This is a genomic window from Enterobacter sp. Bisph1, assembly GCF_000814905.1.
GTDB lineage: Bacteria > Pseudomonadota > Gammaproteobacteria > Enterobacterales > Enterobacteriaceae > Kosakonia.
Genome location: NZ_JXAG01000031.1, coordinates 48218 through 74614, shown reverse-complemented (window position 1 = coordinate 74614; position 26397 = coordinate 48218). Strand labels below are relative to the sequence as shown.

24 protein-coding genes are annotated in these 26397 nt (G+C 56.3%); 5 read left to right on the top strand and 19 right to left on the bottom strand.

The features are described from left to right. Positions 1-3: 3 nt before the first annotated feature. The 3 genes from ppk1 to purM all read right to left on the bottom strand — a co-directional run bounded on the left by ppk1 (position 4) and on the right by purM (position 4011). Positions 4-2064, bottom strand: a complete 2061-nt coding sequence (ppk1, locus tag RW65_RS06370; RefSeq protein ID WP_039055856.1) for a polyphosphate kinase 1 — start codon at positions 2062-2064, stop codon at positions 4-6. 271 nt (positions 2065-2335) lie between these two features. Next, the gene (purN, locus tag RW65_RS06365; protein WP_039055854.1) at positions 2336-2977 is read right to left on the bottom strand and encodes a phosphoribosylglycinamide formyltransferase; all 642 of its coding nucleotides are present in this window, start codon (positions 2975-2977) and stop codon (positions 2336-2338) included. Then, positions 2974-4011 (bottom strand): phosphoribosylformylglycinamidine cyclo-ligase, encoded by a 1038-nt coding sequence (gene purM, locus RW65_RS06360; protein ID WP_039055946.1) that lies wholly within the window; start codon positions 4009-4011, stop codon positions 2974-2976. The genes purN and purM overlap by 4 nt, the downstream gene beginning before the upstream one ends. Before the next feature lie 234 nt (positions 4012-4245). Here purM and upp point away from each other — a divergent pair, with 234 nt between their 5' ends. The 3 genes from upp to RW65_RS06345 all read left to right on the top strand — a co-directional run bounded on the left by upp (position 4246) and on the right by RW65_RS06345 (position 7072). Continuing rightward, positions 4246-4872, top strand: a complete 627-nt coding sequence (upp, locus tag RW65_RS06355; RefSeq protein ID WP_039055853.1) for a uracil phosphoribosyltransferase — start codon at positions 4246-4248, stop codon at positions 4870-4872. Positions 4873-4982: 110 nt separating this feature from the next. Next, positions 4983-6272: a uracil permease gene (gene uraA / locus RW65_RS06350; RefSeq protein ID WP_039055852.1), complete on the top strand. Its 1290-nt coding sequence runs from the start codon at positions 4983-4985 to the stop codon at positions 6270-6272. 98 nt (positions 6273-6370) lie between these two features. Beyond that, a complete protein-coding gene (locus RW65_RS06345) occupies positions 6371-7072 on the top strand; it encodes a DnaA inactivator Hda (protein WP_039055945.1) in 702 nt (233 codons plus the stop codon). Between the two features lie 26 nt (positions 7073-7098). Here RW65_RS06345 and arsC read toward each other — a convergent pair whose 3' ends face one another. Together arsC and bepA are read right to left on the bottom strand one after the other, a co-directional pair. Beyond that, the gene (gene arsC / locus RW65_RS06340; RefSeq protein WP_039055851.1) at positions 7099-7458 is read right to left on the bottom strand and encodes an arsenate reductase (glutaredoxin); all 360 of its coding nucleotides are present in this window, start codon (positions 7456-7458) and stop codon (positions 7099-7101) included. A gap of 12 nt (positions 7459-7470) precedes the next feature. Beyond that, the gene (gene bepA / locus RW65_RS06335) at positions 7471-8937 is read right to left on the bottom strand and encodes a beta-barrel assembly-enhancing protease (RefSeq protein ID WP_039055850.1); all 1467 of its coding nucleotides are present in this window, start codon (positions 8935-8937) and stop codon (positions 7471-7473) included. 221 nt (positions 8938-9158) lie between these two features. Between bepA and RW65_RS06330 the strand changes: the two genes are divergently transcribed. After that, the gene (locus tag RW65_RS06330) at positions 9159-10223 is read left to right on the top strand and encodes an AI-2E family transporter (RefSeq protein ID WP_039055849.1); all 1065 of its coding nucleotides are present in this window, start codon (positions 9159-9161) and stop codon (positions 10221-10223) included. A gap of 39 nt (positions 10224-10262) precedes the next feature. On the opposite strand, the gene focA is transcribed toward RW65_RS06330, so the two are convergent. The 14 genes from focA to RW65_RS06260 form a co-directional block, all read right to left on the bottom strand. Beyond that, positions 10263-11120, bottom strand: a complete 858-nt coding sequence (gene focA / locus RW65_RS06325) for a formate transporter FocA (protein WP_039055848.1) — start codon at positions 11118-11120, stop codon at positions 10263-10265. A 105-nt stretch (positions 11121-11225) separates the two neighbouring features. After that, entirely contained in the window at positions 11226-13175 is a 1950-nt protein-coding gene (locus tag RW65_RS06320) for a sigma 54-interacting transcriptional regulator (RefSeq protein WP_039055846.1), read from the bottom strand. A 108-nt stretch (positions 13176-13283) separates the two neighbouring features. Then, positions 13284-13697, bottom strand: coding sequence for a formate hydrogenlyase maturation HycH family protein (locus tag RW65_RS06315; RefSeq protein WP_039055845.1), 414 nt, complete (start codon positions 13695-13697; stop codon positions 13284-13286). Further along, positions 13690-14466 carry an NADH-quinone oxidoreductase subunit B family protein gene (locus RW65_RS06310; RefSeq protein WP_039055844.1) on the bottom strand — a complete coding sequence of 259 codons (777 nt, stop codon included), beginning with the start codon at positions 14464-14466 and terminating at the stop codon, positions 13690-13692. The genes RW65_RS06315 and RW65_RS06310 overlap by 8 nt, the downstream gene beginning before the upstream one ends. Beyond that, the gene (gene hyfH, locus RW65_RS06305) at positions 14463-15011 is read right to left on the bottom strand and encodes a hydrogenase 4 subunit H (RefSeq protein WP_039055843.1); all 549 of its coding nucleotides are present in this window, start codon (positions 15009-15011) and stop codon (positions 14463-14465) included. Before hyfH ends, RW65_RS06310 begins: the two co-directional genes overlap by 4 nt. Positions 15012-15022: 11 nt before the next feature. Next, the gene (locus RW65_RS06300; protein ID WP_039055842.1) at positions 15023-16756 is read right to left on the bottom strand and encodes a hydrogenase large subunit; all 1734 of its coding nucleotides are present in this window, start codon (positions 16754-16756) and stop codon (positions 15023-15025) included. Continuing rightward, entirely contained in the window at positions 16753-18336 is a 1584-nt protein-coding gene (gene hyfF / locus RW65_RS06295; RefSeq protein WP_039055841.1) for a hydrogenase 4 subunit F, read from the bottom strand. The genes RW65_RS06300 and hyfF overlap by 4 nt, the downstream gene beginning before the upstream one ends. Positions 18337-18340: 4 nt before the next feature. Beyond that, positions 18341-18991: a hydrogenase 4 membrane subunit gene (gene hyfE / locus RW65_RS06290; RefSeq protein WP_039055840.1), complete on the bottom strand. Its 651-nt coding sequence runs from the start codon at positions 18989-18991 to the stop codon at positions 18341-18343. An 11-nt stretch (positions 18992-19002) separates the two neighbouring features. Continuing rightward, entirely contained in the window at positions 19003-20442 is a 1440-nt protein-coding gene (locus RW65_RS06285) for a hydrogenase 4 subunit D (RefSeq protein WP_039055839.1), read from the bottom strand. Positions 20443-20458: 16 nt separating this feature from the next. Continuing rightward, positions 20459-21406, bottom strand: a complete 948-nt coding sequence (locus RW65_RS06280; RefSeq protein WP_039055838.1) for a respiratory chain complex I subunit 1 family protein — start codon at positions 21404-21406, stop codon at positions 20459-20461. 13 nt (positions 21407-21419) lie between these two features. Beyond that, a complete protein-coding gene (gene hyfB / locus RW65_RS06275) occupies positions 21420-23441 on the bottom strand; it encodes a hydrogenase 4 subunit B (protein WP_039055837.1) in 2022 nt (673 codons plus the stop codon). Next, positions 23441-24061, bottom strand: a complete 621-nt coding sequence (locus tag RW65_RS06270; RefSeq protein WP_039055836.1) for a 4Fe-4S dicluster domain-containing protein — start codon at positions 24059-24061, stop codon at positions 23441-23443. Before RW65_RS06270 ends, hyfB begins: the two co-directional genes overlap by 1 nt. Positions 24062-24327: 266 nt before the next feature. Then, positions 24328-24798, bottom strand: coding sequence for a thioredoxin-dependent thiol peroxidase (bcp, locus tag RW65_RS06265; RefSeq protein WP_039055835.1), 471 nt, complete (start codon positions 24796-24798; stop codon positions 24328-24330). Then, positions 24798-25370: a glycine cleavage system transcriptional repressor gene (locus tag RW65_RS06260; protein ID WP_039055834.1), complete on the bottom strand. Its 573-nt coding sequence runs from the start codon at positions 25368-25370 to the stop codon at positions 24798-24800. Before RW65_RS06260 ends, bcp begins: the two co-directional genes overlap by 1 nt. A gap of 145 nt (positions 25371-25515) precedes the next feature. Here RW65_RS06260 and dapA point away from each other — a divergent pair, with 145 nt between their 5' ends. Further along, positions 25516-26394 (top strand): 4-hydroxy-tetrahydrodipicolinate synthase, encoded by an 879-nt coding sequence (dapA, locus tag RW65_RS06255; protein WP_039055833.1) that lies wholly within the window; start codon positions 25516-25518, stop codon positions 26392-26394. Positions 26395-26397 lie beyond the last annotated feature (3 nt).

Below are 26397 nucleotides of genomic sequence, written 5' to 3'. Positions count from 1 at the left end.
AGATTAATTGGGCTGTTCGAGTGATTTGATGTAGTCGTAAATCGCCTGCTGTGCGCGCACTTTACGGCGGTTGCCCCGCGGCACATAGCGATTACTCAGTTCTTTATCGATATACCTGGCCTTCACGGTATCACTTAACAGCAATTCAATGATATCCAGAACGCGCTGTTTCAGGCGCGGATCGAGGAGCGGCGCGGCCACTTCGATACGGTAATCGATATTACGTGTCATCCAGTCTGCGGAGGAGAGATAAACGCGTTTATCACCGCCGTTCTCAAAAATATAGATGCGATCGTGCTCAAGATAACGATCAACGATACTGATGACACGAATATTTTCGCTGATGCCTTCCAGTTGCGGAATCAGCGAGCACATACCGCGTACCAGCAGGTTCACCGGCACGCCAGAACTGGACGCGGTATAGAGCCTGTCTATCAGCCCTTTATCGACAAGATTATTCAGCTTCAGCGTGATGCCCGACGGGTTCCCTTCCTGCGCGTTGGCAATTTCCGTATCGATCATTTTGTACAGCAGGGTGCGCGAATTCTGCGGCGAGACCAGCAAATAGTCGAAATTGACCGGACGATAGGGGTTTTCAATAAAATTGAACACCCGACGCACTTCATTGGTGATGCGCGGATCGGCGGTAAGCAGTGAATAGTCCGTATAGAGCCGGGCGGTTTTCTCGTTAAAGTTACCGGTGCCAATATGCGCATAGCGCACCACTTCTTCCCCTTCCAGACGGGAAATAAGGAACAGTTTGGCATGGATTTTCAAACCCGGTGCCGAGAAAATAACCTGCGCACCGGCATCCGTCAGCTGTCTCGCCCAATGGATATTCGCCTCTTCATCGAAGCGCGCCTGTAGTTCCACCACTACGGTGACTTTTTTACCGTTGTGCGCCGCGTGGATCATGGCATCAATAATGCGTGAATCTTTCGCCACGCGATAAATATTAATTTTAATTGCCACTACGCTCGGGTCGAAAGAGGCCTGGCGCAGCAGTTCCAGCACGTGTTCAAAGGTGTGATAAGGGTAGTAGAGCAGCACATCGCGTTCGCGAATAGCGTCGAAACCGTTGCGGAATTTGTCGAACCAGATATGGCGCAGGCGCGGCATCGGTTTATTAACCAGCGTGGCTTTGCCGACGTTCGGAAAACCAATAAAGTCTTTAAAGTTGTGGTAACGCCCGCCGGGAATAATCGAGTCGTAGCGGGAGATGCTGAGCTTGTCGCGCAGCATTTCCACCATCGCTTCCGGCATGTCGCGCTGATAGACAAAACGCACCGGCTCGGCGGTCAGGCGCTGTTTCAGGCTCGAGGACATCAGCTCCATCAGGCTCGATTCCATCTCGTGCACCAGGTCATATTCGGCGTCACGGGTCATTTTCATCGAATAGGCATTGAGGGCGTCATAATCGAAGAAACCGCTGAAAATATCATCCAGGCAGTAACGCAAAATGTTATCCAGCAGGATCATCGGTTTGCGACGACGGGGCGCTTCCGGCGGCAGATTAACAAAGCGCGGCACTTTATCTGATGGGATCTCCAGCAGCGCGTAACGTATCTCTTCCCCGCGAATGATCTCCACCGCCAGATAGGTGTAATCATCCTTCAGGAACTTCACCAGGTTGGTTTCGCGGTTGATAATCGTCGGCGTAATGTGCTGGCGCAGAAACTGTTTAAAGTAACTGCGCAGCCACTCCTGCTGTTTTTGCGACAGCTGGCGTTCGTTAATCAGGAAAATTTCATTGCGTGCCATTTCCAGCAGCAGGTCGTTGTAAAGACCGTCGAACTCCTGATCGGCTTTTAGTACGCGGGACTGGATCTTGCCCAGCAGATGACGCGAATTGGTAATCACGCCTTGCTCTTCGCTAATGATTAAGCGGCGTTTCAGTTCAGCAAAGCGAACTTTATAAAATTCATCGAGATTATTGGAATAGATACCCAAAAAACGCATGCGTTCGATAAGAGGGTTACTTTTATCTGCCGCTTCCTGGAGAACGCGTTCATTGAAGCACAACCAGCTTAGTTCTTTTTCGAGATATAACTTTTCCTGACCCATTCCTGTTTACACTCCGGTTCTTACTCGGGACATGGCAAATCTTTCTCGCTCTCGCGGTGCCCTGACCTTCCAGGTGAACGTAGCTGGCATCCCTGCATATGGCACAACTTATTATGGCGAGCTTTACCATCAGATGTCCAACTGTGGCAAAAAAGTATGACAGTAATCCGTCGATTAGCGCTAAGACAATGGAAATAAAGTGACTTTTTGTAGGGAAGAGGAAAGTAACCCTGCCGCAGCGGGCAGGGAGAACAGCAATTAAGCGCGGGAATTATTCATCAGCCGCATAGCCTTCAGGGGGTAAGCGCACGCCATCCAGCCAGGCGCTATTACCGTCCATTTTCAGACGACCGTCAACAAACCAGCTCACCACCAGCGGGTAAATAGCATGCTCCTGGGACTGTACGCGCTCGGTTATCTCTTCTTCCGTATCGCCATCGAATACCGGTACTTTGGCCTGCAAGATAACCGGGCCGCCGTCCAGCTCATCGGTGACAAAGTGCACGCTGGTGCCGTGCTCTTCGTCCCCGTTTTCCAGCACCTGGCGATGCGTATGCAGGCCAGGATACTTGGGCAGCAGGGAAGGGTGAATATTCAGCAGACGTCCGGCGTAGTGGGCGACAAACGCCGGGCTAAGAATACGCATATAACCCGCCAGCACCACCAGATCCGGCGCGTAGGCATCTATCTCCTGCATCAGCTCGCGGTCAAAGGCATCGCGGCTGGCAAACTGTGTGGCGCTCAGCGCGTGGGCGGGAATGGCGGCTTCCCGCGCACGCTCAAGGCCGAACGCATCGGCCTTGTTACTGAAGACTGCCCGCAGGGTGCCGTTGATTTTTTTCTGTTTGCAGGCATCGATAATCGCCTGCAAATTGCTCCCGTTACCGGAAATCAGCACCACAATGTTTTTCATTCAATAACCACACGCTCGCTGGAATCGGAAGCGTTGATAGTACCAATTTTCCAGGCCTTTTCACCTTTCGCCGTCAGCAGGGTGATGGCTTTGTCCGCTTCAGCGGCCGGCAGCGCAATCACCATCCCAACGCCGCAGTTAAAGGTGCGGTACATTTCGTGACGGCTAACGTTACCGGCACTTTGCAGCCAGTTAAACACCGCTGGCCACTGCCAGGAGGATTCGTCGATCACCGCCTGAGTATTATCCGGCAGTACGCGCGGAATATTTTCCCAGAAACCGCCGCCCGTCAGGTGCGCAATGGCGTGGACATCGACATTCTCAATCAGCTCAAGCACCGATTTAACGTAGATACGGGTCGGTTCCAGCAGATGATCCGCCAGCGGTTTGCCTTCAAGCTGCGTGGTTAACGGATCGGCAGCGCTGACTTCCAGCACTTTACGCACCAGTGAATACCCGTTGGAGTGCGGGCCGCTGGAGGCCAGCGCCAACAGCACATCGCCGTCGGCGACTTTTGAACCGTCAATAATTTCTGATTTTTCTACCACGCCGACGCAGAAACCGGCGACGTCGTAATCTTCCCCGTGATACATGCCCGGCATCTCCGCCGTTTCGCCGCCCACCAGCGCGCAGCCGGATTGCAGACAGCCTTCGGCGATGCCGTTAATCACGCTGGCGGCGGTATCGACATCCAGCTTGCCGGTGGCGTAATAGTCGAGGAAGAACAGCGGCTCAGCGCCCTGTACCACCAGGTCGTTGACGCACATCGCCACCAGATCGATACCGATGGTGTCGTGACGTTGCAGATCCATCGCCAGACGCAGTTTTGTCCCAACGCCGTCAGTGCCGGAAACCAGTACGGGTTCACGATATTTTTGCGGCAATGCGCACAGCGCGCCGAAGCCGCCCAGTCCGCCCATCACTTCCGGACGGCGGGTTTTCTTCACCACGCCTTTGATTCGGTCCACCAGAGCATTGCCCGCGTCGATATCAACACCGGCATCTTTATAGCTGAGAGAGGTTTTATCGGTCACTGCTTCAGTCCCCACGCTTTGACTTGCGGTAGAAATAAATTTCGGCGCAATTCTAGCAGCCAAGGCAAACGTTTGCGAGTCCATTATTTCAGGGTGCGACGGAATCTTGCGATATACTCATTTCCATTCTGATTGATCGTGATCAAGCGCCTTCCTGTAGCGCAACGGAAAAAAAGCGGTATAATCCGGCGATTTTTTTTGTGGCTGCCACCTGTCTGGGGAAAGGAGAAGAGTATGAAGGTCGTGGAAGTAAAACACCCACTCGTCAAACACAAGCTGGGCCTGATGCGAGAGAACGACATCAGCACCAAACGCTTTCGTGAACTCGCCTCAGAAGTGGGCAGCCTGCTGACCTATGAAGCAACGGCGGATCTGGAAACCGAGAAAGTGACCATCGAAGGATGGAACGGCCCGGTTCAGGTTGAGCAGATTAAAGGTAAGAAAATCACCGTTGTGCCGATCCTGCGCGCAGGCCTGGGCATGATGGAAGGCGTGCTTGAGCACGTTCCGAGCGCGCGCATCAGCGTGGTTGGTATCTACCGTAATGAAGAGACGCTGGAGCCGGTTCCGTACTTCCAGAAGCTGGTCTCCAACATTGACGAGCGTATGGCGCTGGTTGTTGACCCGATGCTGGCGACCGGCGGTTCGATGATCGCCACCATTGACCTGCTGAAAAACGCCGGTTGTCACAGCATTAAAGTACTGGTGCTGGTTGCCGCACCGGAAGGTCTGGCGGCGCTGGAAAAAGCGCACCCGGACGTTGAACTCTATACCGCGTCGATTGACCAGGGGTTGAATGAGCACGGGTACATTATTCCGGGCCTCGGCGACGCCGGTGACAAAATCTTTGGTACGAAATAAACGATAACAATGCGAAAGCCGACTTTGATAGTCGGCTTTTTTTTGGAATTCATAACACTGCTCGCCGTTTTGGACGGGCGGATTAACGACAACACACTGAGGAAAACACTATGACGCGCCGTGCTATCGGGGTGAGTGAAAGACCGCCGCTTTTGCAGACGATCCCGCTTAGTTTACAGCATCTGTTCGCCATGTTCGGCGCAACCGTGCTGGTGCCAATCCTGTTCCACATTAACCCGGCCACCGTGCTGTTGTTCAATGGTGTCGGAACGCTGCTATATATCTTTATTTGTAAAGGGAAAATCCCGGCCTATCTCGGCTCAAGCTTTGCCTTTATCTCGCCGGTGCTGCTGCTGTTGCCGCTGGGTTATGAAGTGGCGCTCGGTGGATTCATTATGTGCGGCGTACTGTTCTGCCTCGTCGCGTTAATCGTTAAAAAAGCGGGTACCGGCTGGCTGGATGTGATGTTCCCGCCTGCGGCGATGGGCGCAATCGTTGCCGTCATCGGTCTGGAACTGGCGGGCGTGGCGGCGAATATGGCCGGACTGCTGCCGGCGGAAGGGCAGAGCGCGGATTCGAAAACCGTGATTATCTCGCTGGTGACGCTGGGCGTAACGGTGTTTGGTTCGGTACTGTTCCGTGGCTTTATGGCGATTATCCCGATCCTTATCGGCGTGCTGGCGGGCTATGCGCTCTCTTTTGTCATGGGTGTTGTTGATACCACGCCGATTGCGCAGGCGCACTGGTTTGCCCTGCCAACCTTCTATACGCCGCGCTTTGAGTGGTTTGCCATTTTCACCATTCTGCCTGCTGCGCTGGTGGTAATTGCCGAGCACGTCGGTCACCTGGTGGTGACGGCGAATATCGTCAAAAAAGATCTGATTCGCGATCCGGGCCTGCATCGTTCGATGTTCGCCAACGGCCTTTCCACCATGATCTCCGGCTTCTTCGGCTCCACGCCGAACACCACCTACGGTGAAAATATCGGCGTTATGGCGATCACCCGCGTTTACAGTACCTGGGTGATTGGCGGCGCGGCGATTATCGCCATTCTGCTCTCCTGCGTCGGCAAACTAGCGGCGGCGATCCAGATTATCCCGGTTCCGGTAATGGGCGGCGTGTCGCTGCTGCTGTACGGCGTGATCGGCGCGTCCGGTATTCGCGTGCTGATCGAGTCGAAAGTCGATTACAGTAAGGCGCAAAACCTGATCCTCACCTCGGTTATCCTGATTATCGGCGTCAGCGGCGCGAAAGTGCATATTGGTGCCGCCGAGCTGAAAGGGATGGCGCTGGCAACGATCGTTGGCGTCGGCTTAAGCCTTATCTTTAAGCTGATTAGCGTCCTGCGCCCGGAAGAAGTGGTGCTCGATTCGCCAGACAACGACAGTGCGCAGTCATAACTATGTGCTGAATTGAACCGGGCGCAGTGCCCGGTTCAAACCGCGCAACATTATGTGATAGACTCACTGCGTTTTTTGTAAGCCCTGAAGAGGTATCTCTGAACACGCCGGCACAGCTCTCCCTGCCATTATATTTACCCGATGACGAAACCTTCGCGAGTTTCTGGCCGGGTGATAACCCCTCTTTACTGGCGGCGCTGCAAAACGTCTTGCGCCAGGCCCATAGCGGTTATATCTATTTCTGGTCCCGTGAAGGCGCCGGGCGCAGCCATTTGCTGCACGCCGCCTGCGCCGAACTCTCCCAGCGCGGCGATGCGGTCGGCTATGTGCCGCTGGATAAGCGCACCTGGTTTGTGCCAGAAGTGCTGGAAGGGATGGAGCATCTCTCGCTGGTGTGTATTGATAATATTGAATGCATTGCCGGGGATGAACTCTGGGAGATGGCAATATTCAATCTCTACAACCGCATTCTCGAGCAGGGCAAAACGCGCTTGTTAATTACCGGCGATCGTCCGCCGCGCCAGCTTAATTTGGGGCTGCCGGATTTGGCATCACGGCTGGACTGGGGGCAAATCTATAAACTGCAGCCCCTGTCCGATGAGGACAAACTGCAGGCCTTGCAGCTGCGAGCGCGGATCCGCGGTTTTGAACTGCCGGAAGATGTCGGACGGTTTCTGTTAAAGCGGCTGGATCGCGAGATGCGCACGCTGTTTGATACGCTGGACGAACTGGATCGCGCGTCGATCACCGCCCAGCGCAAGCTGACCATTCCCTTCGTTAAAGAGATCCTCAAACTCTGAACCCTCGCCGTCCGGCGAGGGTATTATCACGCTAAAATTTCCAGCACCTGCTCCGGCGGGCGGCCGATACGCGCTTTCCCTTTATTGACCACAATCGGGCGCTCGATAAGCTTCGGGTTTTCAACCAGCGCCTGCACCAGCTGCTCTTGCGTAAGGGTGCTGTCGTCAAGGTTCAGCGCCTTATAGAGATCTTCTTTGCTGCGCATCAGTTCGCGCGCGCTGGACATGCCGAGCATCTGCAGCAGCTTTTCAATCGTTGCGGCGTCCGGCGGCGTCTCGAGATAAAGCACGATTTCTGGCTCCACGCCATGCTCTTTCAGCAGCGCGAGGGTTTCGCGGCTCTTGGAGCAGCGTGGGTTATGATAAATCGTCACCGTCTCTGACATCTCTTCTCCTTATTACATCTTCTGGTACGGCTTGAACCGCAGCTGCAGCTGGCGTAGCTGGTCGATGCGCGCATCGTAACGTGCCTGCTGCAGGCTGCCGAGTTTGACCTGCGAACTGGCGCTGCTCAGCAAGGTAATTGCCTGATCCAGTCTCCCCGCCAGCGCTAAACCTTCAGCGCGGGCCGCCAGTTCCTGATCGCGGTTATGCAGCGCTGCTTGCGTCTGGGCGAGTAAATCCCAGCCGTTAACATCATCTTTATTGGTAAAGGTGTAACGGTTAAGAATACGCGCCGCTTCTGCTGGCTGACCGCCTTCCAGGTAAGCATTCGCCAGATTCAGTTGCAGCACCGGATTGGTTTTCAGTTCGCTGGCGGCATTAAGACGTTTAATGGCCTCGGCGCTTTTGCCCTGCCCAAGGTCGATATCCGTCGCCAGATCGAGATACCAGGCGTTGTTGGGATTTTCACTCAATAGGGGCTGGAGGATTTTTGCCGCCTCGCTATAGTTTTTCGCTTCCATCGCCTGTAACGCCCGGCCATATTGCGCCGCGCGCTGCTCACGCACATTGCCTTTCGACCAACTATCCAGCAGATCGCTGCTCAGCTGATTACGCCCCGCGTTGTACATGCCCAGGGTGCGGGCCTTCGCCATATAAAAATCTGCGGAGGATTGCGCTACCACCGGGCGCATTTGGTTGGCGCGGTTACGTGCATCCGACAGACGGCTTTCCGGCAGCGGGTGCGTCAGCAAAATTTCCGGTGGACGCGAGGAGTAGCGCGACTGATCGAGCAATTTTTCCAGGAAAGTCGGCATCGCCTGCGGATCAAAACCGGCACGTTGCAAAACCTGAATGCCAATACGATCCGCTTCCTGTTCATTCTGTTGGGTAAAACTGATCAGCCCCTGTTGGGTGCCGGCCAGCGTGCCCGTCAGCGCACCCATTCCCGCTTGCGGGCTCGCCATCGCCAGTAAAATTGAACCCAGCACGCCCGCCCAGGTCAGCGGTGCGTTGCGTTTTTGATCTTCCATCGCCCGCGCCAGGTGACGCTGGGTGACGTGGGAAATTTCATGGGCCATCACCGAGGCGAGCTGGCTTTCATTATCCGTATAGCGAAAGAGTGCGGCGTGCAGCACGACATTACCGCCAAAAAAGGCGAAAGCGTTGAGCTCATCGTTATTGATCAGATAAAAGTGAAAAGGGGTTTTAACCGAATCCGCGTGGGCCACCAGCCGCATGCCGAGGCCATTAATGTACTGCACCAGCAGGGGATCGTTGATCAGCGGCGCGCTGCCGCGAAGCTGGCGGACGTAATAGTCGCCCATCTCCAGCTCCTGACCAATGGAGAGCGTGCTGCCGGCCGAGGTGCCCATATCCGGCAGCGTGCTATCAATGGAATCTGCCCATGTCGGGGCGATAGCGCCCGCACTGAGTGCGGCAATCAGGGTTGCGACCAGCGTTCGTTTCAACTGCCTGAACATAACCTCTTTCCTGTATTGGGAGTGACTCACTAAAGACCTGCTTTCGGCGGCCTGGTTCCGGTTTATCGGCCTTCGAGTGTAGCCGCCTTCAGCAATGAAAAACACCCTCTGTAATCGATCGTTATGTTTCCCGTAAAGGAGACAAAAAGCGAAGTCTTTTTTGTGACATTTAGATACAATTCCACTCCTTAACCGCGCTCAGAAGATTTGAAAGGAACGTTATGCTCGAAATGTTAACGCAGTGGTACCGCCGCCGCTTCAGCGATCCGGAGGCGATTGCGCTACTGGTCATTCTGCTCGCGGGTTTTTGTATTCTCTTCTTCTTTAGCGGTCTTCTCGCGCCGCTGTTGGTGGCGGTTGTCATCGCCTATCTCCTTGAGTGGCCCACCGCGCGTTTGCAGCGCATCGGTTGTTCGCGTACCTGGGCGGCGACAATTGTCATGGTGCTGTTCGTCGGCATCCTGCTGGTGATGGCGTTTGTGGTGATGCCGGTAGCCTGGCAGCAGGGCATTTACCTGATTCGCGATCTGCCCGGTATGTTAAGCACGCTGTCTGATTATGCCGCCACCCTGCCGCGCCGTTACCCGGCATTAATGGACGCCGGGATTATCGATGCGATGGCGGAAAATATGCGCGCGCGGATGCTCGGCATGGGCGATTCAGTGGTGAAATACTCCCTGGCATCATTGGTCGGTCTGCTGACGCTGGCGGTCTATCTGGTGCTGGTGCCGCTGATGGTCTTCTTCCTGGTGAAAGATAAAGAGCAGATGCTAAATGCCGTGCGCCGCGTACTGCCGCGCAATCGCGGGCTGGCGGGCCAGGTGTGGAAAGAGATGAACCAGCAAATCACCAACTATATCCGTGGCAAAGTGCTGGAGATGGTTGTTGTCGGTATCGCCACCTGGATTGGTTTTATCCTGTTTGGCCTTAACTATTCGCTGCTGCTGGCGGTGCTGGTCGGTTTCTCGGTATTAATTCCGTATATCGGTGCCTTTGTGGTGACCATCCCGGTGGTCGGCGTGGCGCTGTTCCAGTTCGGCCTCGGTACTGAATTCTGGAGCTGTTTTGCCGTCTATCTGATTATCCAGGCGCTGGATGGCAACCTGCTGGTGCCGGTGCTGTTCTCCGAAGCGGTGAATTTACACCCGCTGGTAATTATTTTATCGGTGATTATCTTCGGCGGGCTGTGGGGATTCTGGGGCGTCTTTTTTGCCATTCCGCTGGCGACGCTGATTCAGGCGGTGATTCACGCCTGGCCCGATTCGCCGGTAATAACACAAGAGTAACGCGCGCGGGCGACAATACGCTGTCGCCCGCCGTTAGCCTTAATGCGCCTCTTTCTGATGGCGCAGATAAATAATCCAGTAAGTAATGCCCACCAGTAGGCCGCCGCCGATAATATTGCCAATCGTCACGGGGAAGAGATTATCGGTAATCACGTTGCTAAAGGTCAGCGCCGGGAAGTTATCCGGCGAGCTGTGCACCGCGCTCCAGAAACTCTCCGGCGCAAAGTAACGGATAATCACCGCCAGCGGCAGCAGAAACATATTGGCGATACTGTGCTCAAAACCGCTGGCGACAAACATGCCGATCGGCAGCAGCATCGCCATGATTTTGTCCGTCAGTGTATGTCCCGAATAACTTATCCACACCGCCAGACAGACCATTAAATTGCACAGCGTGCCGAGACAAACTGCTTCAATAAAAGTGTGATGCATTTTGTGATCGGCGGTTTGCAGAACATTCAGCCCCCACAGGCCGTTGCTATTCATCGTCTGCCCGGCAAACCAGATCAGCGCCACAAAAAACAGCGCTCCCACCAGGTTACCGAAATAGACAATCACCCAGTTAACAATGAGCTGCCGCCAGCTAATAAGCCCGCTGGCTTTCGCCATGACCGTCAGTACCGTCGAGGTGAAGAGGTCCGCACCGCAGACCACCACCAGAATCAACCCGAGGGAAAAACAGACCCCGCCCGCCAGTTTCGCCAGTGCCGTAGCCGGCGCAGGGCCAGCGGTGACGGTAATGTAGAACACGAAAGCAATGGAAATAAATACCCCTGCGGTTATTGCGAGGAAGAATGACTGCTCTTTCCGCTTGCTGACTTTATATAATCCAGACTGCTCGGCGACTTTTGCCATTTCCGCAGGAAGGCGCAGGTCAAATGCGTTGCCGGTTTCCATATGATTCTCCTGATCCAATGTACATACGCGAGATGCCCGTCAGCCTATGCATAGCGCATACCAGCGTCCTGGCGTCGAGCGTTAACGGGTTCACAGAATCGGGAGTTACAGCACTTCGCGCACGGCAATACCGAGGCGCTGCATGCGGGAGAGAAGCGTGGTGCGTTTCATACCGAGTTTCGCCGCCGCGCCGCGCGGCCCGGCAACAATGCCGTTGGTTTCGCGCAGAACCTGAATAATCTGCTGGCGTTCCGCTTCGTCATTTTCCGGCGGCTCCGGGCGCATCATTTCGGCGACTTTAGGCAACGTAAAGGGGAAAGGATCATGGCTCACCGGCTGCACCATGCTAACGGTTTGCGTATGCAGATGCAGATTAAGGGTGTTATCCCGCGCCAGCAGCACGGCGCGTTCAATCACGTTTTCCAGCTCGCGTACGTTGCCCGGCCACTCATAGCGCAGCAGCTGGTTAATGGTGTCGGCGGGAATGGTATCGATAGTGCGGTTAAGGCGGCGCGCCAGCTTTTGCGTAAAGTAGCGCGCCAGTAACGGGATATCCTCCGGGCGCTCGCGCAACGGCGGTAGCATCAGCGGGAAGACGTTGAGGCGATAAAAGAGATCGTTGCGAAACTCGCGGTCAATCACCATCTGGCGCAGATCGCGGTTAGTGGCGGCGATCACCCGCACATTGACCGGAATAGTTTTCGTGCCGCCGATACGCTCAATCTCACGCTCCTGCAGCACGCGCAGCAGCTTTGGCTGCAGCTCCAGCGGCATATCGCCAATCTCGTCGAGAAACAGCGTGCCTTCATCCGCCATCTCAAAACGCCCGCGATGCGCATTAATGGCCCCGGTAAAGGCCCCTTTATCATGACCAAACAGTTCACTTTCCAGCAGGCTGGCGGGAATGGCGGCGCAGTTGATTTTCACCAGCGGTTTATCTTTACGCGGGCTCATCTGATGCAGGGCGCGGGCGATAATCTCTTTCCCCGTGCCGGTTTCGCCAAGGATCAGTACCGTGCTATCGCTGAGGGCGACAATATTGACCTGCGAAAGCACGTCGTGCATGGCGTCGCTCTGGTAAATGATGTCGCCAAAACTTTGACCGGAGGCAATTTGCTCATTCAGCTTGCGGTTTTCGCTGTTGAGATTCTCTTTTAAGTGGATCACCTGCCGGTAAGCGTCGGCATTATCGACGGCAATGCCAATTCTGTCGGCGATCTGCTGCAATAATCGACAGTTTTGCTCAGTGAAAATCGTAGCGTCACGGTGCGCCAATACCAGCACCCCCGGCGAATGGTGGCTAAAGATCAGCGGCAAAATATAAACCACGTTTAAGCTCTGCATCGCCAACTGCTGCAGAGCCGGATCGCGCTGCCATAACCCTTCGTCCCGATCCTGCTGTAGCAGTGCGCTGCGGTTGTCATTAAGCGCCGCCAGCACCACCTCGCTATCGCTGCGCAGGGTAAAGCGTTCAGTTTCCGGCGGGCAGTGGGGAAAATGGGTGGCATGGCAAATCAGCTCGCGGGAGTGCAGCGAATCGCGCAGGATCACGCGGATATTGTCGATGCCGAAAAAGCGATGAATCTCCTGCGATACATCGGCAACCAGTTCATCCAAATCCAGATGGGAGAGCACCGAGTTGGTGATATCCACCAGCACACGATGGTGATCGCGCTCTTCGCGTAGCGCGTCCATCGCCTGGCTGAGCCTCGCACGGGAAAGTTCCTCTTCCAGCGCCTGGCCAGCCAGCCGTGCCAGCCAGCCGAACATTGCGCTGTCCTGCTCGTTGAAGTGACCGTTATCGGTGCGGACAAACCGCAGCTCCAGCATATCGTTTTGCGCAAGCCGGATGAGATGCAGCACGCTGTCGCTGATTTTTCCGCCGTATTCGCAGCCGCCACTCTCATGGCTGCCATCGTCAAAGCAGCGCCAGAACCAGGCGTTATTCAGACGTAATTCAATAAACTGGGCGGGGCTGAAAGGGGGCGGTAAGGGGATAAACGCCCCGAGCAGGGAAGTGAGATTACTCTGTTCCAGCAACTGCCGTAAGATCATGGATACATCGCCCTTATTGGTGAGCGTGAATAGTACAATACCCCTGTTTTTTGTAGTGTTACAAGCTTCACGGATAACTCACCGGGCTGACTTTTATCTGCCGTAGGTTCAATCAATCTTACGCACCATCAGATAGAGCGCAGGCTCCTGCGCCATATCCTGTAAGTGTTGCAGCAACTGGCGACTCCATTCGCGCCACGGCGATTGGGCGGTTTCGGCAAGCTGCGCAAAGGTTGGTGCCAGGGTGTTAATGTGGCTGGCATCAATGACGATTTCGCCAAAGGTTAATAGCCCCTGCATTTTGCGCCTGGCGTCGGCATCATCGAACAACGTGAGCCACTGCTGATAGTCGGCGGCCGGGCATTCGAGGGTCACGTTTAGGCAGTCGATCACCCCAACGTGATGGCCAATCGCCAGCGAGTAGTACATCACCTGGCGGCTCTTCTCCTCAAGCTCGACGCTGTTATCGACAAACTTTTGCCGCAGCAGCCAGAACATCACTTTGCCGTCGTGTTCAGACATGGGCGCGCTCCAGCTCGTTCATCAATTGTGAAACGATCGCCGTCAGGCGCGGATCCTCCGCCTGTTGCAGCCACGCATTTACCCGCTGCGTGGCCTGCGCCGGATCCCCGGCGACCACCAGACTAAACAAGTGGTCGGCAATCTCTCTTCCCTGACGATAGCCCGCTAACTGGCGCGCCAGTCGTTCAATCGTTACGCGTAAGGCCAGCGGCAGATCAGGCCAGCGCACGCTGGCGGTTTCGTCCACCGCCTGTTGATGATCGACGGCGTGCAGTTTTTGTTTCAGCAAGCCGAGGGCAACGGCAAACCCGTGAATAGTCGCCGCAGGCGTGGGTGGGCAACCGGGGATCCACACATCAATGGGCACAATGGTGTCGCTGCCGCCCCATACGCAGTAGAGATCGTGAAAGATGCCGCCGCCGACGCCGCAGGCGCCGTAAGAGATAGCAATTTTATGATCCGGCGCGGCTTCCCACGCGCGCAGGGCAGGCATGCGCATGGCGCGGGTGACCGCACCGGTAAACAGCAAAATATCGGCATGGCGCGGAGAAGCCACCACTTTGATACCAAAGCGTTCGGCATCGAACAGCGGCGTAATGGCGGCAAAAATTTCGATTTCGCAGCCGTTACAGCCGCCGCAGTCCACGCGATAAACGTAGGCGGAGCGCTGGATATCACGCAGCAGCAGCTGTTTCATTTTCTGCGCGGATTCATCAAGCTGCACCGGCTGGCTAACATGCTGCCTGGACACCTTCACCTCGCTGCTCATGCTTGCTCCTTAAGATAGTAATGAACATTAACGCTGCCGCGATGCTCCAGCGCGGCGCGACGGCGACAGGCCGGGCACAGCGAAGCCTGCGCACGTAAGTGCTCGACCTGCTGCGGCGCGTTTTGATTCAGCGCCAGCAGCTCAACCGCCAGCGCCACGGATTTCTCCGGCGCGAAGGGCACGCCGCACTCGCGACAGTGCTGCAGACGGAGCGTGGCGCGAACGTAGAGATCGGCTTTATGGGTCACCGCCAGCTCGAACTCTTCCGACAGACGAATTGCCCGCGTCGGGCAGACCTCCTCGCAGCGTCCGCAATAGATGCAGCGGCCAATAAACAGCTGCCAGACGCGGCGGTTCTCTTCGCTCACTGTCTCCATGGTCAGCGCGTTTGCCGGGCAGGCGGATGTGCACGCCCCACAGGCGATACACTGCAGCGGATCCAGCTCCGGTTTGCCGCGAAATCCCGGACAGACCTCCAGCGGCGCGAAGGGGTATTTCACCGTCGGCTCGCCCGCGTGGAGAATGGTTTTCAACAATTTCAGCATCGTCTCTTTCCTTACTTCAGCGGCGAGTGGCGCCTGTCTATGGCGTAACGTTCGATCTCTTTATAGGGCACGGTGGTGGATTTACGCTTGCGCACATCCACCAGCGTTACGCGGTCAGTACACGAATAGCAGGGATCGAGGCTGCCGATAATCAGCGGCGCATCGGACACGGTGTTGCCGCGCAGCATATAGCGCAGCACCGGCCAGTTAGCGTAGGTCGCTGCGCGACAGCGCCAGCGGTAAAGCTTCTGGTTGTCGCCGAGCATGCTCCAGTGCACATCTTCCCCGCGCGGCGCTTCCACATAGCCGAGGGCGAATTTGTGCGGCTGATAGCTAAAGCCTTCCGTCAGCAGCGGCGTATCCGGCAGGTTATCGAGGGCAAATTCAATCATCGACAGGGAATCGAACACCTCTTTGACCCGCACCATCAGGCGCGAAAAGACGTCGCCATCGGCGAAGCTGAAGAGGGTTTTCGGCAGGTTGCCGTAATCGGCATAAGGATGATCGAAGCGCAGATCGCGGGCGAAACCGCTGCCGCGGATAAGCGGCCCAACCGGGCTGAAATCCCGCGCTATCTTGCGATCGAGGATGCCGACGCCCTGGGTGCGCTGCGCCATATTCGGCGTCGACAGCAGCATATCGACCAGTTGCGTTACTTCCGCCCGCATCTCTTTTACCAGTTGAATGGTTTTCACCCGCTGCTCTTTCAGAATGTCACGACGGATGCCGCCAATCAGATTCAGACCGTAGGTTTTGCGCGAGCCGGTCAGCAGCTCCGCCATGGTCATCGATTTTTCGCGGATGCGGAAAAACTGCATAAAACCGGTGTCGAAACCGACAAAGTGGCAGGAGAGGCCAATATTCAGCAGATGGCTATGCAGGCGCTCAACTTCCAGCAAAACCGAACGGATGGTGTGTGCCCGCTGGGGGACGATAATGCCCAGCGCATTCTCCACCGAGGTGGTATAGGCCACGCTGTGAGCAAAGCCGCAGATGCCGCAAACCCGGTCGGAGAGAAAGGTTACTTCGTTATAGCCCATGCGGGTTTCTGCCAGCTTTTCCATGCCGCGATGGACATAGAACAGACGGTAATCGGCATCGACAATGCGTTCGCCATCGACAAACAGACGAAAGTGTCCTGGTTCATCGGAGGTAATATGCAGCGGGCCAATCGGTACGATGCGCGCGGAACTGCCGCCATCGTTAATAAACGAGTAGTTTTCCGTGTCGCTGGTGGGTTCCGGGCGCAGGCGGTAATCCATGGTGTCTTTACGCAGCGGGTGCAGATCGTCCGGCCAGTCATCCGGCAACACAAGGCGGCGCTGATCCGGTAAACCGACCGGGATCAGGCCGTACATATCGCGGATTTCGCGCTCGCCCCACACGGCGGCAGGAACACGCGGCGTTACCGAGGGGAATTCGCGCGTGTTGGCATCGACCAGTGCTTTAACCACGATCCAGCACTTCTCTGCGCCCTCCATCGACAGGGCGTAATAGACCGCGTAATGACCATTCAGGGCGCGTTCATCGTTGCCAAACAGCACCGGCAGCCAGCCGTCATGCTGGTAATAGAGATAGTGCACAATTTCCGGCAGCAGGTTGAGTTTCACCGTAATCGTGACTTGTTCAAAAGTCTGGCGCTCCTCGTCCAGCACCGCGCCGGGAAACTGCGCCTTCAGTGCGGCAAGACAGGCGTTGCCGCGCGGTTGCTGAAGGTTGACGCTTGCTAAATAACTCACTTTCACTCTCCCTGACGATGCGGCGGTGTTGCCGAAGTAGCGGTGGTATCGAAACTGGCCCATAGCCAGCCGAGCTGGGTGGGATGTTGATCGTTATCGGGCTGTACAATGCTTGCGGCATTGACCAGTAAGCGGCTGACGGGCTGTGGAATATGTGTACCCATCACCAGCATCATCACCAGTAAAACTGCCATTGGCGCGGTAGTAAGCCAGCCCAGTTCGCCGCTGGCGACCTGCTGTGGCGGCGTGGCAAACAGCACTTTTGCCACCATGCGCACCAGCCCGGCGAGCACCAGCGTCAGCAGGACAAGCAGCAGAATAGTGAGAGCGAGATGTTCTGCCGCCAGCCCGGCGGTGATAGTCATAAATTCGCTGAGGAAAATATTGAACGGCGGCATGCCGCCCAGCGCCAGTGCGCCGCCTGCAAGCAGCACGGCGGTAAACGGCATCACTTTCAACATGCCGCACACCACATTGATATTGCGGGTGCCATATTTCAGCAGCACATTGCCGGAGCCGCAAAACAGCAGCGTTTTCACCAAGCTGTGATTAAGGGTATGCAGCAGCGCCGCCAGAATGCCGAGCGGGCCGCCGATGCCCAGCGCCACCGCCACCAGCCCCATGTTTTCGACGCTGGAGTAGGCCAGCAGGCGTTTCATATCCTGCTGCACGAGGATGAAAAACGCCGCAACGCCCACCGACAACATGCCGAAAATCAGCAGCAGCGTATTGGGGAAGCTGTCGCCAATGGCGCGGCAAATAATGATGTAGTAGCGAATCAGCACCAGCAGCGCACAGTTGAGTAGCACCGCCGAAAGCAGCGCGCTCACCGGGCTTGGCGCTTCGCTGTGGGCATCCGGCAGCCAGGCGTGCATCGGGAACAGCCCGGTTTTGGTACCAAAGCCAATCAGCACAAACACAAATGCCAACACCATCAGCGTCGGGTCGAGCAGGCTGCTCTCTTTTAGCACCTCGGTCCAGAAAATGGCGTTCTCCGGTTGCGCCATAAAACTGGCGGCGTTGGCATACACCAGCACCGTGCCGAACAGGCCAAACGCCACGCCGACGGTACAGATAATGATGTATTTCCACGCCGCTTCCAGCGACGAGCGCTGGCCGTAAATGCCCACCAGAAACGCCGAACTGAGGGTAGTGGCTTCAATCGCCGCCCACATCACAATCAGGTTATTACTGGTGACCACCAGCAGCATGGTGAACAAAAACAGATGGAAAAAACCGTAGTAGTTGCACAGCGTCGGTACGCTGATTTCACCGTGATCGACTTCGTGGCGCATATAGCCAATCGAATAGATGCCGGTGATAAAGCCGATAATTCCCAGCAGCGACAGGAACAACCCGCTCAGGCTGTCGATATGCAACCAGCGGTGCGCGGCGAAAATTTCTCCTTCGCGCACCGCTTCAACCACGGTCCACAGGGCGATAATCATCAGCAGGGTGATCCCCACAGCGTGCACCAGCGTGACCAGACTGTGCGCCCCATTGCCCCGCAGACGACAGCTAAAACAGAGGGCGGAAACCAAAAGCGGCGTCAATATTAACAGGGTGAACATCAAGGTATGGCTCATGGTATTACCCCTTCAGCGCCGTGAGTGTGTTCACATCCAGCGTACCGTGGGTGCGCCAGATTTTTCGCGCCAGCAGCACCATCACAATCACCGCAAAGATAGCGTCGGTAGCGATACCGATCTCCACCAGCTCCGGCGCGCGCCAGGCGAGCAGCGCCAGCACCAAATGCGAGCCGTTCTCCATCAGGCAGTAGCCAAAAATTTGCCGCAGGATATTGCGCTGGCTGATAATGCACAGCAGCCCGAGCAGGAAGTGGCCGAGGGCCACCGCCAGCGCCGGTTTTAACGGCGCGAGCATTGGTAACTGCACCGGGCGCACCACAAACCAGCACAGCAGCACAATTGCCGCCGCCATTAGCATCAGCGTCGCCGGGCCAAACAGACGCTCGCCAACATCGGTGGCGGCCATCTTGCGAAACATGTAGCCCATAATCAGCGGCACCAGCAGCACTTTGGTAATCAAGGCGCTGAACGACCACATCAGCAGTTGGCTGGCGTCCAGCAATTGCGAGAGGGTGAAAAATATTGAAACCAGCACCAGTGATTGCAGGGCATACAACCAGCAGGAGACGGAGTAGCGTCTGGCGCAGATCACCAGCAGCGAGGTAAACATCATTAGCCCCGCCAGGTTATTAACAAGCAGTGTTCCTGTCATTCTCGACTCCCTTATCCAAGCCACGCCGCAGCGATCACGCTTGAGCACAGCGACATCACCATCAATATCACCAGCACCAGTTTCATGGCGTAAGGCAGCGGTGCCGCCTGTGCCACCTCTTCACTCGGTTCGCCCGGTACCACGCGCCCGAACCAGTAAATAAACCAGCCAAAGCTGGCCACCGACTCCACCAGCGCCAGAATCATCACCGGCAGCAGCAGCGGATAGTCACTGGAGAGGGAAAACCCGGCGGCGAAGAGGGGGAATTTGCTAAAAAAACCGTTAAACGGCGGCACGCCGGTAATCGCCAGCGCGGCGATGCAAAAGCCGATACCGGCCAGCGGTAACGTGCGCATTACGCCTCTCAGGCGCGGCATCAGACGCGTACCGCAGCTGTAGCTAACGGCTCCGGCCACCAGGAAGAACAGGCTCTTAGCAAAAGCGTGGTTGAAGATGTAAACAATCCCCGCTTTGAAGGCCAGCGGCGAGCCGAGGGTGGAAATAGAGAGCGCCAGAAAAATCCACGCCAGTTGGGAAATGGTCGACCAGGCCAGCAGCCGCTTCATATCTTTTTGCGGCAGGTACATCAAAAAGCCGTACACCAGCGTCAGCGTTGCCATACCGACGCCAATCCAGCTAATGAGGTGCGGGACCTGGCCGCCTTCTGCGATAGCGCGGGCAAAAATGTACACCCCCACCTTCACCATTGACGCAGCGTGTAAGTAAGCGCTCACCGGGGTAGGCGCTTCCATCGCATCCGGCAGCCAGGCCTGTAAAGGCAACTGGGCCGATTTACCCCAGGCGGCAAACAGAATGCCGCCATAGACCAGATATGCCGCCGGGCCCTGCAGCTGGCTGATGGCGCTAAGGGAAAAGGTGTGAGTATTGAGAAACAGCGTCGCCGCCGCCAGGTAAAGCCCCAGCGAGCCAACATGGGTTATCAGCAGCGCCTTCATTGCCGCGCGCTGGGATTTTTCACTCTGGTAGTAGCTGATTAATGCCCATGAACAGCCGCCGGTAATTTCGAAAAACAGCAGTTGACCGAGCAGCGTCGAGGAGAGCACTAAGCCGCTCATCGCGCCGATAAACACTAGCAGAAAGGCGTAGTAGCGATTGCTACCATCGTGGGGATGTTCGCGGTTGCCGCGTGTCAGGTAGCCCGTTGAATAAACCGCCACCAGCAGCCCAAGAAACACCACCACAAACAGGATCAGCGTGCTGATTCGGTCGACTAACAGGCCGAACAGCACCACCTGGCCTACCGCCAGCAGCGGCAGATCCGCCGTTTCGCTCCCCGCCTGGTAAAAACGCCAGGCCAGTAGCACGGTAGCAAGGGTCGAGAGCAGGGCGAAGATCACCGCCATCCGCGGCGCGGTGTTTCGCGGGCAAAGCGAGACGACAAGCGCGCCAATAAAGGGCAACAGCAGCGTCGTCAGAGCAAGAGTTTCCATTATGTTTCCGCGCTCCTTACAGACCGGTTAACCAGAAAACGTAGGACAGCGCAGCCAGACTGAAGCCGAGCCAGGTAAGGTGGTGCGTCAGCAGGAAGCGTCCGCGCGCCAGCGAGTTCTCAACAATCGACGCCAGCACAAACACCACCAGCAGTTTCAGTAGCGTTATCACCAGCGAAAACGCCATCGCGCCCGCCGTCAGCGTGGCGGCATTACCGAAGGGGAAAAACAGCGCCACAAACAGCGAGGCCATCACCACCTGTTTCAGGCCAATACCCCATTTCACCAGCGCCAGATCCGCGCCGGAGTACTCCGTCAGCGGCCCTTCCTGTAACTCCTGTTCGGCTTCCGCCACGTCAAAAGGAATTTTGCCCATCTCAATAAAACAGGCGAAACCGGCCGCCAGCATCGCGAGCAACGTCGCCACCGGTGACAGCCAGCCGGCAGCAAGCGTGTTGCTGATGGTGCTGATTTGCGTGGAGCCTGCCAGTAATGCCAGCACCAGCAGAGAGAGGATTAGCATTGGTTCGACCAGAATCCCCAGCGTCATCTCGCGGCTCGCGCCGAGACCGGCGAAGGGGCTGCCGGTATCGAGACCAGAAAGGGCAAAAAAGAAGCGGAACAGGGCAAAGAGGTAAATCAGGGTGATTAAATCGCCCGCCCCGGCAAAGGGCGAGGTGCGGATAAACAGCGGTAGCGTCATCGCTATCAGCAGCATGCTACTAAGCAGCACCCACGGCATCGCGCGAAACATCAACCCGGATGATGCCGGTGCCACCGCCTGACGTTTAAGCAGTTTTTGTATATCACGGTAATCCTGCCAAATTCCCGGCCCCTGGCGGGAGTGCATACGGGCGCGGATTTGCCGGGAAATACCGGTAAACAGCGGCGTCAGTGCCAGCAGCAGGGCTGACTGGCAGAGGGCGAAAAGCCCCAGTGACCACGCAGAAGTCTGTTCTAACATTGTTCTTCTCTCCTCACAGCGCAATCGTCAATAACAGGACCACCAGCGCGGCGATGACATACAGGCAATAGAGGCGAAAGTCGCCGCTTTGCAGGTATTGCACGACGCGCGCCGTGCGCTGTGTCGCGCTGACCAGCGGGCGAATAATCTTCTCGTCCCAGAACGGTTCCGTACGCGTGGCGGCATGGGTTATACCGGTAAGGCTGCGTTGCAGCGGCTGGGCCGGATCGAGGGTTTTTCGCAGCTGATACAGCGGACCAAACATCACCCGCAGCGGCTGGGTAAAACTGCCTGCCGAAGGCGCCATGCCTTTTTCCCATGCGTAGCCGCAGGCCCAGGCATCGCCGCTGCGGCGAAATCTACCGCGCGTCTGACGGTTGATAAACCACAGCGCGGCGGGCAGCAGCGGCAGCAGCAGGAGCAGCATGAAAACGGCGGAGGGAGTGAGCATCGCCTGTTGCGCATCGCCGGGGATAAGGGTTGCGCCATTGGCCGCAGCGAAGATTGCCGACGGCGTTAAGCTCAGGGCAATCTGCATCAAATGCGGTGCGACCCAGCTTGCGCCTACGCCGAGCACCACGCACAACAGCGCCAAAACCGCCATCGCGGCGACCATCGGCCACGGTACTTCACGCGCCTGGTCAGCCTTTTCGCTGCGCGCGTTGCCGCAAAAACTGATGCCGTAGACTTTGACGAAGCACATCGCCGCCAGCGCCCCGGTAATGGCCAGCATCACAATGGCGATAGGCCCGGCAAGGCGCGGCACAATGGCGTCGATACGCGTCAGAGAGAACAGGGACTGATAGGTGTACCACTCGCTGACAAAACCGTTCAGCGGCGGCATGGCGGAAATGGCGAGGCAGCCCACAAGAAACGCGCCTGCGGTCCACGGCATCCGTTTTGCCAGCGCGCCCATTTTTTCCATATCGCGGGTATGCAGACGAAAGATAATCGCCCCGGCACCGAGAAACAGCAGGCCTTTAAACAGGGCATGATTGAGCAGATGGAACAGCGCGCCGAGCAGACCGACGGCGGCAATCACCGGCTGCTGTAACGCAATGCCCGCCATACCGACGCCGACGCCCAGCAAAATAATGCCGATGTTCTCCACCGTGTGCCAGGCCAGCAAGCGTTTGATGTCATGCTCGGCGAGGGCGTACAGCACGCCAAGCACCGAGGAGACAGCGCCAAACGCCAGCACCAGCACGCCCCACCACAAGGGGATGCCGCTATGGCCGAGCAGGTCGATGCCGACCTTGATGATGCCGAAGATACCGATTTTCACCATCACGCCGGACATTAACGCTGAGGCGTGTGAAGGTGCCGCCGGGTGGGCACGGGGAAGCCAGCTGTGTAGCGGCAGCATCCCGGCTTTGGCACCGAAACCGAAGAAGGCCAGCAAGAACACCGCCGACGCGATGCCCGGCGAGAGCGAGAGTTCGCGGAAACTGGCAAAATCCAGGCTGCCGCTCTGTCGCCACAGCAGGAAGAAGGCGATCATGATCAGCACCGATCCGGCGTGGGCGATAAAGAAGTAGAGCATCCCGGCGTGAATCGACTCTTCATCCTGGTCGGTAATCACCAAAAACCATGAGGCGAGAGACATCATTTCAAACAGCACGATAAACCAGAAGGCGTTATCCATCACCACCAGGCCGACCATCGAGGCGATAAACAGGTTCATAAAGAAGCCCATTGCGCCGACGCCTTTGCCGATATACTCCCGCACATAGGCCAGGGAGTAGAGCCCGCACAGCGTGACCAGCAGCGAGATCACCAGCAGCATAAACGCGCTCAGGCTATCCATACGCACCACAAAGTGGGCGAAATCGAAGGGACCGACTGCGGCAAAGCTGAGAGGAATACCGCCGCGTAAGGCGCTTATGGCGCTGGCAATCCCCAGTATCCCGCCGATCATCGCCGACATGCCCGCGACGTTGATCGCCAACGCCTCGCGGCGGGCCAGCAACAACGAGCAGAAGCCGCCGACAACATACACCACGATTGACCACATCAATAATTGCAGGGCATCCATTAGCGTTGCTCCGGCGTAGAAGGTAGAGGAGGGAAGGTCATCTCTGTCGAACTCAGCGCGGCGAGCTCGCGACGGGCTTTAAGCTGTTTCTGCAGCGCGCTTTCCGTCTCGAGATGCAGCGCGTTGGTCGGGCACGCACGTACGCAGGCGGGGCCTTCCGCCAGGAAATAGCAGAGATCGCATTTCACCGCGATGGCCTGTACGCCCGCGTTCCAGCGTAAAAAAGGGTGCTCGCCGGGGGCGCTGCCGGGGACATCGCGCAGCTGCTCTTCGGGGAGGTGATGTTGGTAGCGGGCTGGCGTATCAAGCGGACGGCTGCCGGCGGGAGTAATCGCACCAAACGGGCAGACCAGCCCGCATAGTTTGCAGCCAATACACAGAGTTTCGTTGAGATAGACGGCATCGCCCTGTAACGAAATGGCATTAACCGGACACACCTGCTGGCACGGCGCGTCATCACAGTGGCGGCAAAGTATCGGCGCAGTTTTGTTTTCGGTGCGCACCAGCGTCAGCCGCGGATGCTGCTGCAGTCCCTGGCTTTTATGCACATCCGAGCAGGCGGCAAGGCAGGTATTGCATCCTATACACCACTCGGGATCGGCAATCACAAAGCGGTTCATTTAGGCTCCCTGAATAGAGGTAAATACATTGAGCCTGCTTTAGCATAAGCTGTGCCAAAGTTATAAAATTAGCTAAATCAAATGGTTAATAGATTTTGGTCCGGCAAGGATGAACAAAAGTGATGGTCAGCGTAGAGCAAAAAATAACCTGTCGGCACAAGTGTCGACATCGTTAAATGAAATGTGATGGGCGTCAAAAAGCAGGGCGGGATCGGTAAAACACAGGGCGAATCCAAACGGCCGCCCTGAGGAAGACGGGAGCGTAATCAGGCGTTTTCTTTTAGCCAGTTAACCACAATGTCGTGGTGGTTGCTGGTTTTGAAGTCGTCAAACACATGTTCGACTTTGCCGTCCGTATCAATAAGGAAGCTAATACGGTGAATGCCGTCGTAGGTTTTACCCATAAAGGATTTTTCACCCCAGACGCCAAACTGCTGGCAAACCTGATGATCTTCATCGGAGAGCAGCGTGAAGTTAAGCAGCTCTTTTTCGGCAAAGCGGGAAAGTTTTTCTGGTTTATCGGTGCTGATACCCAGCACTTCAACGCCCGCTTTCTTTAACTCTTCCATGTTATCGCGCAGGCCACAGGCCTGGACAGTACAGCCTGGTGTCATGGCTTTCGGGTAGAAATAGACCAGAACACGCTGTCCCTGGAAGTCGGCCAAATTTACTTGTTCACCGTCTTGATCGGGCAAGCTAAATTTCGGTGCAATATCACCGGCTTTCAGTGGATTCATTACTTAACTCCATCCTGTTCATCATGCTGAGAATAGTTGACGATGTTTATACTGCCCTGCGCGTTCAGTTCTGTACATAGTGCTTTGAACGCCTGCTCAATATTTGACGCGTCTTGCGACGCGGGGCTGTGAGCGGTTATCTGGATAAATAACGTCGGCGCAACGTCGAGATTGCCGGGCTGCGTGCGGGAGACTAACTCCGCGATATTCATCTTGTGCGCGTCGAAAAGCGCGGTAAAACGTTCAATCAGATGGGGCGAATCAGGGACTTCAACCTGCACCCACACGGTCGCTGGCATATCGGGACGCAGACGAGCATCGGTGCGTTTCATCACTATCAGCAAATCCAGCTCGGCACCTTTTAGCGGCAGCGTAGATTCGATAAGGGTGATGGCGTTCCACGAACCCGAAAGTAGCATTATAAACGTGAACTCTTCCCCCAGCATCGCCAGACGGCTGTCTTCGATATTACAGCCGCAGCTGCTGACGTGGCGTGTGATCGTGTTCACAATGCCTGGCCTGTCGGCCCCCAGCGCAGTGATAACCAAAAAGTGTTGTGATGAGGTTGTCAAACCTGAGCTTCCTGTCAAACATGAGGTAATCATAAGGAAAGCATAAAAAAAACCGGCATACAACCGCCGCAGGGCTTAAGGTCTCTTGCTTTTCTGACGGCACCGCACGTACCATTGAGAATCTTGTTTGCACAGAGGATGGCCCATGTTCACGGGAAGTATTGTCGCGCTTATCACGCCGATGGATTCGCAAGGTAAAGTCTGCCGGTCAAGCCTGAAAAAACTGATTGATTACCATGTCGCCAACGGAACCACGGCGATTGTCTCGGTAGGAACTACCGGTGAGTCCGCCACCCTGAGCCATGACGAGCATGCCGACGTGGTGAAGTTGACGGTAGAGCTGGCCGACGGGCGCATTCCTGTGATTGCCGGAACCGGGGCGAACGCGACGGCGGAAGGCATTAGCCTGACCCAATGCTTCAACGGTAGCGGTGTGGTGGGCTGTCTGACGGTGACGCCTTACTACAATCGTCCGACTCAGGAAGGACTGTTCCAGCACTTTAAAGCTATTGCCGAACATACTGACCTGCCGCAAATTCTGTATAATGTGCCGTCGCGTACCGGCTGCGATATGCTGCCGGAAACCGTGGGCCGTCTGGCTGAAATTAAAAATATTATCGGTATTAAAGAAGCGACCGGGAACTTAAGCCGTGTTCACCAGATCAAAGAGCTGGTTTCAGACGACTTTATCCTGCTGAGCGGCGACGATGCCACCGCGCTGGACTTTATGCAGCTCGGCGGCAGCGGCGTGATTTCAGTGACCAGCAACGTGGCGGCGCGCGATATGGCCGATATGTGTAAACTGGCGGCCGAAGGAAACTTTGCCGAAGCGCGCGTCATCAATCAGCGTCTGATGCCGTTACACAACAAACTATTTGTCGAACCCAATCCGATCCCGGTCAAATGGGCATGTCAGGAGTTGGGGCTTGTAGCAACCGACACGCTGCGTTTGCCGATGACGCCTATCACCGACCACGGTCGTGATGTTGTCCGCACTGCGCTTAAGCATGCCGGCCTGCTGTAAAGT

What these genes read in the sequence shown, in the direction of transcription:
- bcp (WP_039055835.1), bottom strand. Translation starts at nt 24,798, where the DNA reads ATGAATCCACTGAAAGCCGGTGATATTGCACCGAAATTTAGCTTGCCC.
- RW65_RS06280 (WP_039055838.1), bottom strand. Translation starts at nt 21,406, where the DNA reads ATGTTAGAACAGACTTCTGCGTGGTCACTGGGGCTTTTCGCCCTCTGC.
- RW65_RS06315 (WP_039055845.1), bottom strand. Translation starts at nt 13,697, where the DNA reads ATGTCTGAACACGACGGCAAAGTGATGTTCTGGCTGCTGCGGCAAAAG.
- focA (WP_039055848.1), bottom strand. Translation starts at nt 11,120, where the DNA reads ATGGAAACCGGCAACGCATTTGACCTGCGCCTTCCTGCGGAAATGGCA.
- RW65_RS06310 (WP_039055844.1), bottom strand. Translation starts at nt 14,466, where the DNA reads ATGAGCAGCGAGGTGAAGGTGTCCAGGCAGCATGTTAGCCAGCCGGTG.
- RW65_RS06285 (WP_039055839.1), bottom strand. Translation starts at nt 20,442, where the DNA reads ATGGAAACTCTTGCTCTGACGACGCTGCTGTTGCCCTTTATTGGCGCG.
- ppk1 (WP_039055856.1), bottom strand. Translation starts at nt 2,064, where the DNA reads ATGGGTCAGGAAAAGTTATATCTCGAAAAAGAACTAAGCTGGTTGTGC.
- RW65_RS06270 (WP_039055836.1), bottom strand. Translation starts at nt 24,061, where the DNA reads ATGAACCGCTTTGTGATTGCCGATCCCGAGTGGTGTATAGGATGCAAT.
- hyfB (WP_039055837.1), bottom strand. Translation starts at nt 23,441, where the DNA reads ATGGATGCCCTGCAATTATTGATGTGGTCAATCGTGGTGTATGTTGTC.
- arsC (WP_039055851.1), bottom strand. Translation starts at nt 7,458, where the DNA reads ATGTCAGAGACGGTGACGATTTATCATAACCCACGCTGCTCCAAGAGC.
- upp (WP_039055853.1), top strand. Translation starts at nt 4,246, where the DNA reads ATGAAGGTCGTGGAAGTAAAACACCCACTCGTCAAACACAAGCTGGGC.
- dapA (WP_039055833.1), top strand. Translation starts at nt 25,516, where the DNA reads ATGTTCACGGGAAGTATTGTCGCGCTTATCACGCCGATGGATTCGCAA.
- hyfH (WP_039055843.1), bottom strand. Translation starts at nt 15,011, where the DNA reads ATGCTGAAATTGTTGAAAACCATTCTCCACGCGGGCGAGCCGACGGTG.
- hyfF (WP_039055841.1), bottom strand. Translation starts at nt 18,336, where the DNA reads ATGAGCCATACCTTGATGTTCACCCTGTTAATATTGACGCCGCTTTTG.
- RW65_RS06320 (WP_039055846.1), bottom strand. Translation starts at nt 13,175, where the DNA reads ATGATCTTACGGCAGTTGCTGGAACAGAGTAATCTCACTTCCCTGCTC.
- RW65_RS06330 (WP_039055849.1), top strand. Translation starts at nt 9,159, where the DNA reads ATGCTCGAAATGTTAACGCAGTGGTACCGCCGCCGCTTCAGCGATCCG.
- hyfE (WP_039055840.1), bottom strand. Translation starts at nt 18,991, where the DNA reads ATGACAGGAACACTGCTTGTTAATAACCTGGCGGGGCTAATGATGTTT.
- uraA (WP_039055852.1), top strand. Translation starts at nt 4,983, where the DNA reads ATGACGCGCCGTGCTATCGGGGTGAGTGAAAGACCGCCGCTTTTGCAG.
- bepA (WP_039055850.1), bottom strand. Translation starts at nt 8,937, where the DNA reads ATGTTCAGGCAGTTGAAACGAACGCTGGTCGCAACCCTGATTGCCGCA.
- purN (WP_039055854.1), bottom strand. Translation starts at nt 2,977, where the DNA reads ATGAAAAACATTGTGGTGCTGATTTCCGGTAACGGGAGCAATTTGCAG.